This is a genomic window from Streptomyces sp. NPDC048288 (assembly GCF_043201555.1).
In the GTDB taxonomy this organism is placed as follows: domain Bacteria; phylum Actinomycetota; class Actinomycetes; order Streptomycetales; family Streptomycetaceae; genus Streptomyces.
The window spans coordinates 325051-338064 of record NZ_JBICZD010000002.1 but is presented as its reverse complement, the minus strand read 5'-3'; the positions used below and the strand labels follow the sequence as shown (position 1 = coordinate 338064).

The 13014-nt window shown below is 70.9% G+C and carries 10 protein-coding genes; 3 read left to right on the top strand and 7 right to left on the bottom strand.

Annotated features, from left to right (window positions below):
- Positions 1 to 299: 299 nt before the first annotated feature.
- Positions 300 to 1298 (bottom strand): helix-turn-helix transcriptional regulator, encoded by a 999-nt coding sequence (locus ACGFZS_RS07875; protein ID WP_393794356.1) that lies wholly within the window; start codon positions 1296 to 1298, stop codon positions 300 to 302.
- Positions 1295 to 2251, bottom strand: coding sequence for a helix-turn-helix transcriptional regulator (locus tag ACGFZS_RS07870; protein WP_393660313.1), 957 nt, complete (start codon positions 2249 to 2251; stop codon positions 1295 to 1297). The genes ACGFZS_RS07875 and ACGFZS_RS07870 overlap by 4 nt, the downstream gene beginning before the upstream one ends.
- 355 nt (positions 2252 to 2606) lie before the next feature.
- Between ACGFZS_RS07870 and ACGFZS_RS07865 the strand changes: the two genes are divergently transcribed.
- Complete coding sequence (locus ACGFZS_RS07865; protein ID WP_365679482.1) at positions 2607 to 2942, top strand: hypothetical protein; 336 nt, start codon at positions 2607 to 2609, stop codon at positions 2940 to 2942.
- A gap of 191 nt (positions 2943 to 3133) precedes the next feature.
- On the opposite strand, the gene ACGFZS_RS07860 is transcribed toward ACGFZS_RS07865, so the two are convergent.
- Entirely contained in the window at positions 3134 to 3547 is a 414-nt protein-coding gene (locus ACGFZS_RS07860) for a pyridoxamine 5'-phosphate oxidase family protein (protein WP_393794355.1), read from the bottom strand.
- Positions 3548 to 3660: 113 nt separating this feature from the next.
- Between ACGFZS_RS07860 and clpB the strand changes: the two genes are divergently transcribed.
- A complete protein-coding gene (clpB, locus tag ACGFZS_RS07855) occupies positions 3661 to 6273 on the top strand; it encodes an ATP-dependent chaperone ClpB (protein ID WP_393794354.1) in 2613 nt (870 codons plus the stop codon).
- A 168-nt stretch (positions 6274 to 6441) separates the two neighbouring features.
- Positions 6442 to 6972, top strand: a complete 531-nt coding sequence (locus ACGFZS_RS07850) for a YbjN domain-containing protein (protein ID WP_355725445.1) — start codon at positions 6442 to 6444, stop codon at positions 6970 to 6972.
- A gap of 8 nt (positions 6973 to 6980) precedes the next feature.
- On the opposite strand, the gene ACGFZS_RS07845 is transcribed toward ACGFZS_RS07850, so the two are convergent.
- From ACGFZS_RS07845 to ACGFZS_RS07830, 4 genes are all read right to left on the bottom strand, one after another.
- A complete protein-coding gene (locus ACGFZS_RS07845; RefSeq protein ID WP_393794353.1) occupies positions 6981 to 8186 on the bottom strand; it encodes a hypothetical protein in 1206 nt (401 codons plus the stop codon).
- Between the two features lie 84 nt (positions 8187 to 8270).
- A complete protein-coding gene (locus ACGFZS_RS07840) occupies positions 8271 to 9956 on the bottom strand; it encodes a TIGR04141 family sporadically distributed protein (RefSeq protein ID WP_393794352.1) in 1686 nt (561 codons plus the stop codon).
- A 110-nt stretch (positions 9957 to 10066) separates the two neighbouring features.
- Positions 10067 to 10492: a hypothetical protein gene (locus ACGFZS_RS07835; protein WP_393794351.1), complete on the bottom strand. Its 426-nt coding sequence runs from the start codon at positions 10490 to 10492 to the stop codon at positions 10067 to 10069.
- Positions 10489 to 12951 carry an AAA family ATPase gene (locus ACGFZS_RS07830; RefSeq protein ID WP_393794350.1) on the bottom strand — a complete coding sequence of 821 codons (2463 nt, stop codon included), beginning with the start codon at positions 12949 to 12951 and terminating at the stop codon, positions 10489 to 10491. Before ACGFZS_RS07830 ends, ACGFZS_RS07835 begins: the two co-directional genes overlap by 4 nt.
- Positions 12952 to 13014: the final 63 nt, after the last annotated feature.

The following is a 13014-nucleotide window of genomic DNA, read 5'->3' as shown; positions in this document are numbered from 1 at the left end:
AGCACCGCCCCCGGCTCTTCGGGGATCCCGGCCTGTCCGATCCCGTACGGCTTGGCCCCGGCCGGACGCGGCTCGTCCGTCCTGTGCTCGTACCGGGTCACAGGACGGCCCCCGGCTCTTCGGGGATCCCGGCCCGGCTGATCCCGTACGGCTTGGCCCCGGTCGGGCACGGCTCGTCCGTCCTGCGCTCGTATCGGGTCACAGGACGGCCCCCGGCTCTTCGGGGATCCCGGCCCGGCTGATCCCGTACGGCTTGGCCCCGGCCGGACGCGGCTCGTCCACCCTGTGTTCGCGCCCGGTCACAGGACCGCCCCGGACTCTTCCAGGATTCCGGACTGGCCGATGAGGTAGCCGAGTTGGGCGCGGCTGTCGCTGCCGAGGGTGGTGGCGAGGCGGGCGATGTGGTCGCGTGCGGTGCGGATGTTCATGCCGAGGCGTTCGGCGATGACGGCGTCGGTGTGGCCCTCGACGAGGAGGGCGGCGATGGCCTGCTGGCGGGGGGTGACGCCGTTGACGGAGGGGCGGTGCTCGCGGTGCGGGTAGACGGGGGTGGCCAGTCGCCAGAGCCGGTCGAAGACGGTGCTCAGGTAGCCGATCAGGGCGGGGTGGCGGACTTCCAGGGCGAGGCTGCCGTCGGCGTCGGCGGGCAGGAACGCGGTCCTGTCGTCCACGACGATCAGCCGGTCGGGCAGCTCGTCCAGGCCGCGCACCTCGTTGTCGCCGGTGAGCAGCTCGTTGTAGGCCAGGACACCCGGCAGGTGGACCATCGAGTGCTGGATGAGCACGCGGGTACGGCCACCGCGGTCGAGGAAGGCCTGATCGCGGCCGTAGGAGGCCAGGTGGGCGATCTCACCCCGCTCCCCGGCCATGCCGGCGTGCGGCTGGACGCACAGGACCTCCTGCCGGGCCTGGGCCATGGCCTCCTCGATGGCCTGGTTGATCCGCCGGGTGCCGCTCAGCAGCCGGAGCGCGGGGGAGTCCGCCGTCGTCGCGAGCCGCGGTGCGATCCGCATCAGCGGGGCGAAGAACTCGACCAGCCGCTCCTCCCGCCGCCATTCGTCGGCGATCCGGGCCCGGGCACCGCGCAGCCGCCGGTTCAGGGCGACGGCCGGGGCCACCGGTTCCAGCCGGCCCGGGTCGCCCAGGGCGGACTGCAGCAGACCGAGTTCGACGAGACAGGGGGCCTCGACGGCGTCCCCGGCGGCGATCCATTCCTCGTCCAGGGCGCGTTCGTACAGTTTCGTCCCCGCGATGCACAGGTCCTCGATGCCGTGCTCGGCGTGCGGGGTGGAGGTCACCGGATGCCGCCCTCCTCGGGGAGCTTCTGGTCCAGGATTCCGGACTGGGCTATCAGGAAGCCGAGCTGGGCGCGGCTGCCGCTGCCGAGCGCCTGGGCCAGCTTGGCGATGTGGGCGCGGCAGGTGCGCACGTTCATACCCAGGCGACGGGCGATGGCCTCGTCGACATGGCCCTCCACGAGCAGCTTCGCGATCGAGTGCTGGATGTCGGTGATGCCGTCGGGGGCGGTCTCGTAGGGGGCGCCGGCGTTCAGCGGAACCGCGCGGCTCCAGATGAACTCGAAGACCTTGAGGAGGTAGCTGACGAGGGCGGGGTGGCGCAGTTCCAGTGCCACCTTCTGGTCGTCGCGGGCCGGTATGAAGGCGACGGTCTCGTCGCAGATGATCAGGCGTTCCACGAGCTCGTCGATGGTGCGGTACTCGACCTTGCCGTTGGCGAGCTGGGCGACGTAGGCGAGCTGCGTCAGGTTGTAGCGGACGGTGTGCTGGTACAGCGTCCTGATGCGCACGCCGCGGTCCACGAGGGGCTTGTCGCGATCCAGCCCCTGGATGATGGTGCGTTCCGTGAAGTGGTTGCTCGGCTGGACCGTGACCACTTCGTTCCGACACTGTGAGGTGGCGAGGTTGAGTGCGTCGTTGATCCGTTCGCTGCCTTCCAGCACCGAGATGGAGTCCGTCGCGGACCCGGTCCGGCCGCTGAGCGCCATGAAGGGTTCGAAGAGGTCGGACAGCTCGATCGACCAGCGTCTGCGCTCCGCGATCTCGCGTTCCAGGGGGTTGAGCCGCTGGGCCAGGGCCAGGGCGGGCGGTACGGGGCGCAGCCAGCCGGAGTCGTCCGGGTCCGGCTGCAGCAGGGCGAATTCCAGGAGGCACGGGGCGTGCTCGACCTCCGCGCGGGCGATACGCCCGGCCCGCAGAGCGCTTGCGTAAAGCCGGCTGCCCTCGTCACACATTTCGGTCACCGCATGAGGATGTGACACCTTCGCCCGATTCGTCACTAAATCTCCACCCCCCAGGGTCCTGAACGTGCAGGAACATGATGCACCGATCGTGTGGCCATGACGTGCCTGTATGAGCCATCGTCGTATCGGACGGGGGAATGAGGGGATCTGTGAGTGAGGACGAAGCGGACTATGAATAAGCGAGTGCTTCGCCCGGTGCTTGTCGCCATCACGTCCGCCGTCGTGGCCCTTGGAGTTCTGAGCGGCCTGTCAGGTGCGAAGAGCGATGTCCGGGCGGATACCAAGTGGCCGTCGGTGGCCGTGTCCACCGTGGTCGTGGATACGTCAGACGGTTCTGGGAGCTGAGATGACCACCCCACCCGACGACCGGTCCTTCCGGCGCGAGATGGCCACCGCCTATCGCTCCGGCTGGCACTTCATCGACCTGGTCACCGCCATCCCCCACAGCGGTGACTCCCTGATGGTGACCGTCTTCGGTGAACCGGTGGTCGTCACGCGGGACGACGACGAGGACGTCCGGGCGTACCGGTGTCTGCGCAAGCCCCGAGGGGCGCCGCAGCCCGTGCGCTGTGCCGTCCGGTACGGAATGATCTTTGTGAACCTGGACCAACGGGACCACCGGCTGGCTGAGCCGGACGTTCCGGACGTGAGGACCATCTCGGCCACCCCCCGCAGTGCCTGACGCGATTCCCCCGTCGTAAAAAGATCGCTCAGGTGCTTCCCCCCGCAGCGGCGTCACCGTGACCTGAACACGGTGACGCCGCTGCAGTTTTCTGGGGACATTTCCGGGTATCGGCAGGTTTCGGTCAGGCCGCACGGTGGCTGAAAAGAGCCGCCGGAACGGGTCGGCCGCCCCGCCCCCGCCTCCGCCCCTCATCCCCGTCCCAGTGCCCGCTCCACCTCGATCTCGATGACCACCCGGGACGGGTTCTCGCCCGGCACCCTCTCGTACCGCTCGGCGTACCGCCGCTCCGCCTCCGCCACCCGCTCCGGTTCGGTCCGCACGTGGGCCCGGCCCTCCAGCGTCGCCCACCGCCGTCCGGCCACCTGGCACACCGCCACTCGGGCCCCGTCCGGCCCCGCGGCCCGCACGTGCGACACCTTCGCGCTCGCCTTGTTCGTGATCACCCGGGCCAGCCCCGCCTCCGGGTCGTAGGTCACCCCGACGGGCACCACGTGCGGGCTGCCGTCCGGGCGCAGGGTGGTGAGGGTGCACAGGTGGCGTTCCCGCCAGAAGGCCACGTAGGCCTCGTCCGGTGCGGCAGGGTTCACGCGATACGTACTCATGGTCCGGAAGGTAGTCGCCGGAAGGACTCCCGGCCGCACCTTGAGTGGAATAGACTCAACTTTATGTACGTTGGCTGAAGCAGTCGTACGACGCCGAGGAGGAGAACCCGAACGTGGACGCCGAGCTGACCAACAGGAGCCGGGACGCGATCAACGCGGCCAGCAACCGTGCCGTGACCATGGGGCACGCGGACCTCACCCCTGCCCACCTGCTGCTGGCTCTGCTCCAGGGGCAGGACAACGAGAACATCACCGATCTTCTCGCGGCCGTGGACGCCGACCAGGCCGCCGTGCGCCAGGGCGCCGAGCGCGCGCTGGCCGCGCTGCCCAGCGTGACCGGGTCCACGGTCGCGCCCCCGCAGCCCAACCGCGAGCTGCTCGCGGTCCTCGCCGACGCGGGGGAACGCGCCAAGGAACTCGGCGACGACTTCCTCTCCACCGAGCACCTGCTCATCGGCATCGCCGCGAAGGGCGGCGCGGCCGGCGAGGTCCTCGACCGGCAGGGGGCCACCGCGAAGAAGCTGGTGGAGGCGTTCCAGAAGGCGCGCGGCGGGCGCCGGGTGACCACCGCCGACCCCGAGGGCCAGTACAAGGCGCTGGAGAAGTTCGGCACCGACTTCACGGCCGCCGCCCGGGACGGCAAGCTCGACCCGGTGATCGGCCGCGACCAGGAGATCCGCCGGGTCGTGCAGGTGCTGTCCCGGCGCACCAAGAACAACCCCGTGCTCATCGGCGAGCCCGGCGTCGGCAAGACCGCCGTGGTCGAGGGGCTCGCCCAGCGGATCGTGAAGGGGGACGTGCCCGAGTCGCTGAAGAACAAGCGGCTGGTGTCGCTGGACCTCGGCGCGATGGTCGCGGGCGCGAAGTACCGGGGCGAGTTCGAGGAGCGGCTCAAGACCGTCCTCGCCGAGATCAAGGACTCCGACGGGCAGATCATCACCTTCATCGACGAGCTGCACACGGTCGTCGGCGCGGGCGCGGGCGGCGACTCCGCCATGGACGCCGGCAACATGCTCAAGCCGATGCTGGCCCGTGGCGAACTGCGCATGGTCGGCGCCACCACGCTCGACGAGTACCGCGAACGCATCGAGAAGGACCCGGCGCTGGAGCGGCGCTTCCAGCAGGTGCTGGTCGCCGAGCCGACGGTCGAGGACACGATCGCCATCCTCCGTGGCCTGAAGGGCCGTTACGAGGCCCACCACAAGGTGCAGATCGCGGACAGCGCGCTGGTCGCCTCCGCCACCCTCTCCGACCGCTACATCACCTCCCGCTTCCTCCCCGACAAGGCGATCGACCTCGTCGACGAGGCGGCCTCCCGCCTCCGCATGGAGATCGACTCCTCGCCGGTCGAGATCGACGAACTCCAGCGCTCCGTCGACCGGTTGAAGATGGAGGAGCTGGCGCTGGAGAAGGAGACCGACCCGGCCTCCCGGGAGCGCCTGGAGAAGCTGCGCCGCGACCTCGCCGACAGGGAGGAGGACCTGCGCGGCCTCAACGCCCGCTGGGAGCGCGAGAAGCAGTCCCTGAACCGGGTCGGCGAGCTGAAGGAGAAGCTCGACGCCCTGCGCGGCACCGCCGAACGCGCCCAGCGCGACGGCGACTTCGACACCGCCTCCAAGCTGCTGTACGGCGAGATCCCGCAGCTGGAGAAGGAGTTGGAGGCCGCGTCCGAGGCCGAGGAGGAGACCTCCCGGGACACCATGGTCAAGGAGGAGGTCGGCTCCGACGACATCGCCGACGTGGTGGCGGCCTGGACCGGGATCCCCGCCGGGCGCCTGATGGAGGGCGAGACCCAGAAGCTGCTCCGCATGGAGGACGAGCTGGGCCGCCGGCTGATCGGCCAGACCGAGGCCGTACGAGCGGTGTCGGACGCCGTACGACGGTCCCGCGCCGGCATCGCCGACCCGGACCGCCCCACCGGCTCCTTCCTCTTCCTCGGCCCGACCGGCGTCGGCAAGACGGAACTGGCCAAGGCCCTCGCCGACTTCCTCTTCGACGACGAGCGGGCGATGGTCCGTATCGACATGTCGGAGTACAGCGAGAAGCACAGCGTGGCCCGGCTGGTCGGCGCCCCGCCCGGATACGTCGGCTACGAGGAGGGCGGCCAGCTCACGGAGGCGGTCCGCCGCAGGCCCTACACCGTGGTGTTGCTGGACGAGGTGGAGAAGGCGCACCCCGAGGTCTTCGACATCCTCCTCCAGGTGCTGGACGACGGCCGCCTCACCGACGGCCAGGGCCGCACCGTCGACTTCCGCAACACGATCCTGGTGCTGACGTCGAACCTGGGCAGCCAGTACCTGGTCGACCCGGTCCTCGGCGAGGAGGAGAAGAAGCGGCAGGTGCTGGAGGTGGTCCGGCAGTCCTTCAAGCCGGAGTTCCTCAACCGCCTCGACGACCTGGTCGTCTTCTCCGCCCTGGCCAAGGACGAACTGGCCCGGATCGCCCGGCTCCAGATCGACCGGCTGGCCAAGCGCCTCGCCGAGCGCCGGCTCGCCCTGGAGGTCACCCCGGAGGCCCTCGCCTGGCTGGCCGAGGAGGGCAACGACCCGGCCTACGGCGCCCGCCCCCTGCGCCGCCTCGTCCAGACCGCCATCGGCGACCGCCTGGCCAAGGAGATCCTCTCCGGCGAGGTCAAGGACGGCGACACCATCCGGGTGGACGCGTTCGGGGAGGGGCTGATCGTGGGACCGGCGACGCCGGAGGAGAAGCCCGCGAAGACGCTCTGACGTCCGCGTCCACGGCCACCCCGGCCGCCGCCGTGCCGGCCGTCGCCAAGATCGACCGGCGGGCGGTCGGCGGGCTTGTGTCAGCTCACGGCTGAAGGGCGGGCCGGGGTTGCCACCCCCCTCCCCGTATGAGGGAGGATGGCGGGGTCCAGACGAAGGGAAATCAAGGTGTCCATCGACCCGTCCTCGATCCCGAACTTCGGGGGCCAGCCCGAGCCGCAGCCCCAAGGACCGGCGGGCCCCGTCGTCCCGGATCAGGATCTTGTGAAGCAGCTCCTCGACCAGATGGAGCTCAAGTACGTCGTCGACGACGAGGGCGACCTCGCGGCGCCGTGGGAGCAGTTCCGCACGTACTTCATGTTCCGCGGAGAGGACGAGCAGGCGGTCTTCTCGGTGCGGACGTTCTACGACCGCCCCCACAAGATCGACGAGAAGCCGCAGCTGCTCGAGTCGATCGACGACTGGAACCGGCGGACCCTCTGGCCCAAGGTCTACACCCACACCCACGACGACGGCACCGTCCGTCTCATCGGTGAGGCCCAGATGCTGGTCGGCACGGGCGTCGACATCAACCACTTCGTGTCGTCCACGGTCAGCTGGGTGCGGGCCGCGATCGAGTTCGACAAGTGGCTGGTCGAGCAGCTCGGCCTGGAGGAGGACGTCAACGAGGCGGACAAGCCCGAGGACGACGAAGAGTAGTCCGCCCCCTACAGCGGGGTGCGCGCGTACACGACGAGGTACGCGCCGTAGCCGAACGAGAGCCCGGCCAGGGCCGCGACCACCACCGTCGCGTGCCAGGGCCGGGCTCTCGCCGTCCGTACCAGCGCCCGCGCCAGCGGCAGCAGCAGCGGGAAGGCCGGGAGCAGGAAACGGGGCTTGGACTCGAAGAAGCCCGAGCCGCCGAGCGCGATCAGCAGCAGGACGCCGGTGTAGGCGAGGAGCGGGAGCGGGGCCCGGTCCAGGACCAGCAGCGCGTAGAGCACCGCGGCCGCCGCCACGATCAGCAGGGCCATCGGGAAGACGAACCGGTCGCCGCGGAGCAGCAGGGTGCGGACGAACGACAGCGAGCCCCGGCCGAAGTCGAAGCGCGAGCCCCACAGGCGCTGCACGCCGAAGTAGCCGCCCAGCGGGTCCCCGCTGCGCCGGCCCACCCACAGCACGTACGCCGTCCAGCCGAGCGGGGCGAGCGCCGCGCCCGTCCACAGCCTGTGGGTGACCCGGCCGCGGGCCCGGCGCAGCGCGCAGGCGGCGGCGAGCAGTACGGCCGCCGCGACCGCGAAGCCGTTCGGGCGGGACAGGCCCGCCAGGGCGGCCAGAGAGCCCGCCCACAGCCAGTTCCCGGCCAGCACCGCGTACAGCGACCAGGCGGCGAACGCGGTCAGCACCGGTTCCGTGTACGCCATGGACAGCACGACGGAGTGCGGGAGCAGGCCCCACAGCAGGACCAGGACGGTGCCCACCGCGCGGCCGTGCAGCCGGGCGCCCACCGCGTAGACGCCGGCGGCGGCCACCGCGGCGGCCGTCCAGGACACCAGCAGCCCGGCGCCCGCGCCACTCAGCGGGGTGGTGGCGGTGAGGACGCGGATCAGGGCCGGGTAGAGCGGGAAGAACGCCAGGTCGCTGTGGACGATGTCGGCGGCGAAGTACACGGTGCGGCCGTAGCCGTGCGCCGCGATGCCCAGGTACCAGGCCGCGTCCCAGGACCGGCCGAGCAGCGTCAGCGGGTGCCGGCCGGCCGCCCACGCGGTCAGCGCGACCACCACCATGCCGGTGAGCCGGGCCGCCGCGAACAGCCCCACGGCCACCCCGCCCGCCGTGACCAGGGACAGCCGGGTGCCGGGCCGCCCGGCGACGGGCGGGGCGAGGACGGGCGCGGGCGCGGCGGCGGTTGCGCTGGTGCTGGCGTGGCTCACATTCGCACAGTGCAGGGAGACGCGGAGAAGGGCGAGAAATGGACGCCCGATGGAGGGAGACACCACATGGTGCACGCGATCCGGCTACGCCACCGATCGCCGAATTCCGGGCGAGGCGATCGCCGGCGGCGTGGAGGCGATCCCGACGACCTCGACCCGAACACCCCACGCTTCGAGTGTCCTGGCTGTCTGTACCAGGGTGACCTGCGAGAACGGGAACAGGGTGTCGGAGGTGAGGTCGGTGCCGTCCTTCAGCAGGATGGCGAAGACGACCTTCGAAGGACGGAAGCCTTCCGGTAGCCCGCGCCCATTCCGCGCCGCGGCCACTTTCCGGGCGAATCGCTCCCTTCCCTCCGGGGAGTTTCGCAGAGTCTGTACGGCGACGAGCGCCTGGCTGAAGAGGTGGCTCAGCGCGTCTGAACCCCTGGCGCGTTTCACCATGATCAGGACATTGTCCGGGCTCAGCAGGTCGCAGATCTCAACGCCGTTCCCGCGGTGCAACGCGGTCTGAACGTTGTCGCGGTCGAGGCAGACATATCCGGGCCGCTGGTCCGGCACAGATGCGTTGTAGGCGCGCTCATTCTCCCCGAGGACCCATGGGGGCAGGTCGACGGACGGGTTGTCGGCGATCAGCCGCTCGGCGTGCGAGCGGATCGTCTTCAGGTACTCCTGGTCGACCTCGTACCAGTGCTCGTCCATCAACAAGAACCGGCGGGAGTCGAGAAGCGCTTCCGCCTCGATCCACCTCAGCGCGTTGGACGTCCAGATCTCGTCGGCCCGTTCGGCGCAGCCGTGCCGGTAGAGGGTGACGGCTCCCTCTCGGAGCGCGGTCACACGGCTGCCCGCGCGCTGGATGCGTGCCCGGCAGAGGATGTAGTCGAGGTCGAAGTCGTCGGTCAACCGGCCGGCCGCGTCGCTGTTGATCCTGGACCTGAATGTCCGGGCGGCCAGGTAATCGTCCCAATGGTCGGCGGGGACCGCGGCGCTGATCCTTCCGTCAGGCTCATGCCCCAGAAGGCCGTCGAGGACTACCTCCAGTCGGGTGACCAGGCTTGGATCGTCAACGGGCACGACATGTTCGACGAACTCCAGCTCCGGGCTCGGCTTCTCCTCGCGCAGCACGCGAGCGATCGCTCGGATGTCGGCAATCAGGTCGTCGCCCTCCACACCGAGCCGCATGCGCAGGCCGGCGCCCCCCTCGGCACTGGAAATCTTCCCCGGGGTGTCCCGGTAGATGGTGAGCGGGATGTCGTCCAGGTGACCGCCGAGACGGCGAACGATCTGGGCGTGCTCGACAATGCCCAGGCTCCACACCGAGGCCCCGCTCGGGATCAGGGTGATATCGGTGCGTCCTCCGCCCGGGGTGTGCGAAACCAGGTCCCGGATCTTCGCGGGGTCGACCCGGCGGGACGCGAAGCTCAGCCCGAAGCGGCGATCCTTCAGTCGGTCGGGCACCAGACGGAAGCCCTGATCGTAGCCGATGGCGTACACCTCACCGTCGACGGCGAGCATCAGCAGTCCGGCCGAGCGGTTGACCGGCCGGGACACTTCGATCCCCGTCGTACGGAAGATCTCGTCGCACCAGCTCGCGACGGGCTGCTCGAAACTGCCGGTGACCAGAACCGCCGGCACACCGAGATTCTCAAGGACGTCGAAATCCGCGTGGACCCTCTCCAACTGGTCCTCGTCAAGGGCATAGAGCATTGCGTCGGCAGTGGGAGCGACGCCCCTGAGCCGGTACAGGGTTCGCTTGGACGTACGGGCCGTCATGGTGCCGCTCCTCGTTCCGCTCTTTGCGGACGGTGGTGATAACCGCCCTCGTGGTGCCGTTCTCACGTGTGTCTCCTCCTGCCGGCGCCGCTTCCGGCGCCACATGCCGATCAGTGGCCCAACAGGGCGACGACCGCCTCGACTTCGGTTCGCCACCCGCGGACCTGGTCCTCCGTGGGGCCGATCTCGTACTGGTGGTAGTGGCATCCCAGGCAGAGCTGGCTCCACACAGCCTTCGCCCGGCGGGCCGTTCCGGCTTCGACGCAACCGCGGAGCCAGAGGAAAGCGGCCCGTCGGCTGCCTTCCCGGATCGCTCGCGGCGCGCGGTTGGCGGTGAGGCAGTCGGCGACCGCACTCTCCAGTGCGGCACGGAGGGCGAATGCGACGCCTCGGCACCGACTCGCCGTGGTGGCCGCGGGCGCGGCGAGCGTGACGGTCCTGGCGGGTACGGTCGTGGCAGCGGGCGTGGCTGGCTCGCCGGTGCCCACGAGGAGGAGGTCGGCGGTGTCGAGCAGTTGGCGGATCGTCGCGTTCACGGCCCCTCCTCGGGCTTGCGTACCGTCAGGGCGACGGTCTTGATGTCGTCCACGAACCGGTGGGGGTCCGGCATCGAGGTGCCCGACGGGTGGGCACCCTCCTGGCACTGCCGGACGAGGTCCACCGCCCTGGGGCCGCACCGCCTGCGCAGCTCGCGGTAGATCTCACCCGCCCTCTTCGACGGATCGCCGAAGAGCCCCAGGGCGGCGATGTCCAGCAGCGTGACGGCACCAGCGACGGTCTTCTCCGCCTCCTGTTCGGCCAGCCCCGACCGGTGCAGCCGCAGCCACGCGGCCTCGGAGAAGGCGCGTTCCAGGACGGTCCGGCAGAGGCTGGGCAGTACATGGGTCATCGCGACCGGCGGAAGGTTCGCCGTCCGGGCGAGGGCGCGTGCGTCGGCAAGGGCCTGGCCGACTGGATCGGTAACCCGCCGCACGGTCACCGCGGACCGGCCCTCCCGCTCCACCTCCAGCACGGTCACCGCGAGTTCCTGGTTGGTGAAGGCCCGCTGGAGCCGGGTGTCGTGGGTGAAGACCACGACCTGCCGGGTCTCCCCGAGGTCGTGCAGGACCTTCGCGAGGCCGTGGACCTTGGCGGGATCCATGGACTGCACGGGGTCGTCGATGACGACGAACCCGAAGGGGCTGTCCGGCGCGGCGGCGCGCGGCAGGAAGAGCGAGAGCGCGAGGGAGTGCAGTTCGCCCTGGCTCATGACACCGAGGGCCGCCGCCTCCGTGCCGTCGACGGACACGTCCATCACCAGCTTGCGCACGCTGGCCTTCTCGCTGCCGGTCAGGCGTACGGAGCGCAGGTCCACGTTGCTCTGCTGGCGCAGTTCCTCCCAGATCCGCTGCGAGTGGTCCTCGAACGGCCGCAGCCGCTCCTCGCGCAGCTCGGCACGCGCCTCCTTGAGCCACTTGCGGGCCGCCTTGACCTGTCGCAGCCGAGGCCTGCCGGCGTACGCGGGCCGGGCCCGGTCGAGCCAGCCCGCGAGGCGGGTGACACAGGCGCGCCACTCCTCGTCGAGCTTCTCCAGCTCCCGCACGGCCTCCTCCCGCATCGCGGCGCAGGCGTCGGCGAGAACGAGCGCGGCGGTCTCGGCGCGGGCGGCGAGCCGCTCGGCGTCATCGAGCGCCCGGCACGCCTGCCACTCCTCCCACGGGTCGACGAGCGGGGCGGGCAGCCACGCAGGGACCGGCGTGACGAGGTAGCGGACGGCGTCCACCGCGTCCCGCAGCCCGGTGCGGGCCTCCCGCGCGGTCGCGGCCTCCTGCCGCAGGGTCGCCACCTGTTCGGCGGCCCGCTCGGCCCACGCCTCGTCGAGCGGCCGGTCGGAGCCGCACACCGGGCAGGTGTCCTCGTCCTCGTGCCGGCGGCTGTGCTCCAGGGCCTTGGCCAGCAGCTCCGCGCGCTGGTGCGCGTCCTCGGCGCCCGAGGCGCGTACGTCGTCGAGTACAGCGAAGGCCTCGCGCAGCCGGTCCACGGCCGCGCCGACCGCGCCGAGGTCGGGTCCGGTCAGCGCGGCGGTCGCGCGCAGTTCCCGGAGGCGGCCCTCCTCCGCGTCGGGCAGCGCGGTCACGAGACCGTCAAGCTCGACGAAGTCGGGATCGCCCACTGCGCCGACGACTGCGAGCGCGCGTTCCGCCCGGGGGTCGTCCAGCACGGACAACGCCTCGACGAGTGCGGGCCGCTCCGCCTCGGCCTGCCTCAGTGTGGAGTCGAGCGCCTTCTCGATGCCCTGGAGCCGCTCGTCCGCGTCGGTCAGCTCGCCGAGTCCGAGGATGGCGGCGACCGAGTCGTACTGCTCGCTGGGCCGGCCGTTGAGGACCTTGTCGAGATCCGCGTACGACAGGAAGGGGCTGTAGTCGTTCAGGGCCCGGTCCCACCCGATGCCGGCGAAGGGCCGACGACCGTGGCCCGGCCGCCTGAACTCGACCTCGGGGGCGGTGACGTCGTCGCCGGGCCAGGTGCACGTCAGAGTGGACAGCCGGGGGTCGCCCGCGATGGCGAAGCGGACCTCGACCTTCGGGTCGGCCCCGTCGTGCAGGTTGCGCCAGTGCCGACGCCACACCTCGCCCCGCTGCTTGTCCAGGCGAGCGGTCCGACCCGTGAGTGCCGTCTCGGCGCCCTCGGCGAAGCTGGACTTCCCCGAGCCGTTGCGCCCAACGACGAGGGTGACGCCGGGCTTCGCGGTCAGGGGCAGACGCGCCTTGCGGCCGATGCCGCGAAAGCCGCTGACGCTGATGGAGTCGAGGAACACCCGCTGGTCCGGGTGCGGGACGGCAGGGGCGTCGGACTCCGTCGCCGTGGCGCCCAGCGCCTCGCGCAGGAGTTCCCGGGGCGCCTCGGCGAGCGCCGAGTTTTCGAGGAGGGCGGCCAGCCGGGAGAGCGTCGAGGAGACGCCTCGGCCCTGCTCGTTCGTTCCGATCGGCTCGTTCTGTGCGGGGTGTTCCGTCATGGTGCTCTCCGCCCTCCGCGGTCGGTTCCGTGTCCGGGCTCCTGCAGTGAGCGAGAGGGGTGA

What these genes read in the sequence shown, in the direction of transcription:
- ACGFZS_RS07860 (WP_393794355.1), bottom strand. Translation starts at nt 3,547, where the DNA reads ATGAGTACGTATCGCGTGAACCCTGCCGCACCGGACGAGGCCTACGTG.
- ACGFZS_RS07830 (WP_393794350.1), bottom strand. Translation starts at nt 12,951, where the DNA reads ATGACGGAACACCCCGCACAGAACGAGCCGATCGGAACGAACGAGCAG.
- ACGFZS_RS07870 (WP_393660313.1), bottom strand. Translation starts at nt 2,251, where the DNA reads ATGTGTGACGAGGGCAGCCGGCTTTACGCAAGCGCTCTGCGGGCCGGG.
- ACGFZS_RS07865 (WP_365679482.1), top strand. Translation starts at nt 2,607, where the DNA reads ATGACCACCCCACCCGACGACCGGTCCTTCCGGCGCGAGATGGCCACC.
- ACGFZS_RS07840 (WP_393794352.1), bottom strand. Translation starts at nt 9,956, where the DNA reads ATGACGGCCCGTACGTCCAAGCGAACCCTGTACCGGCTCAGGGGCGTC.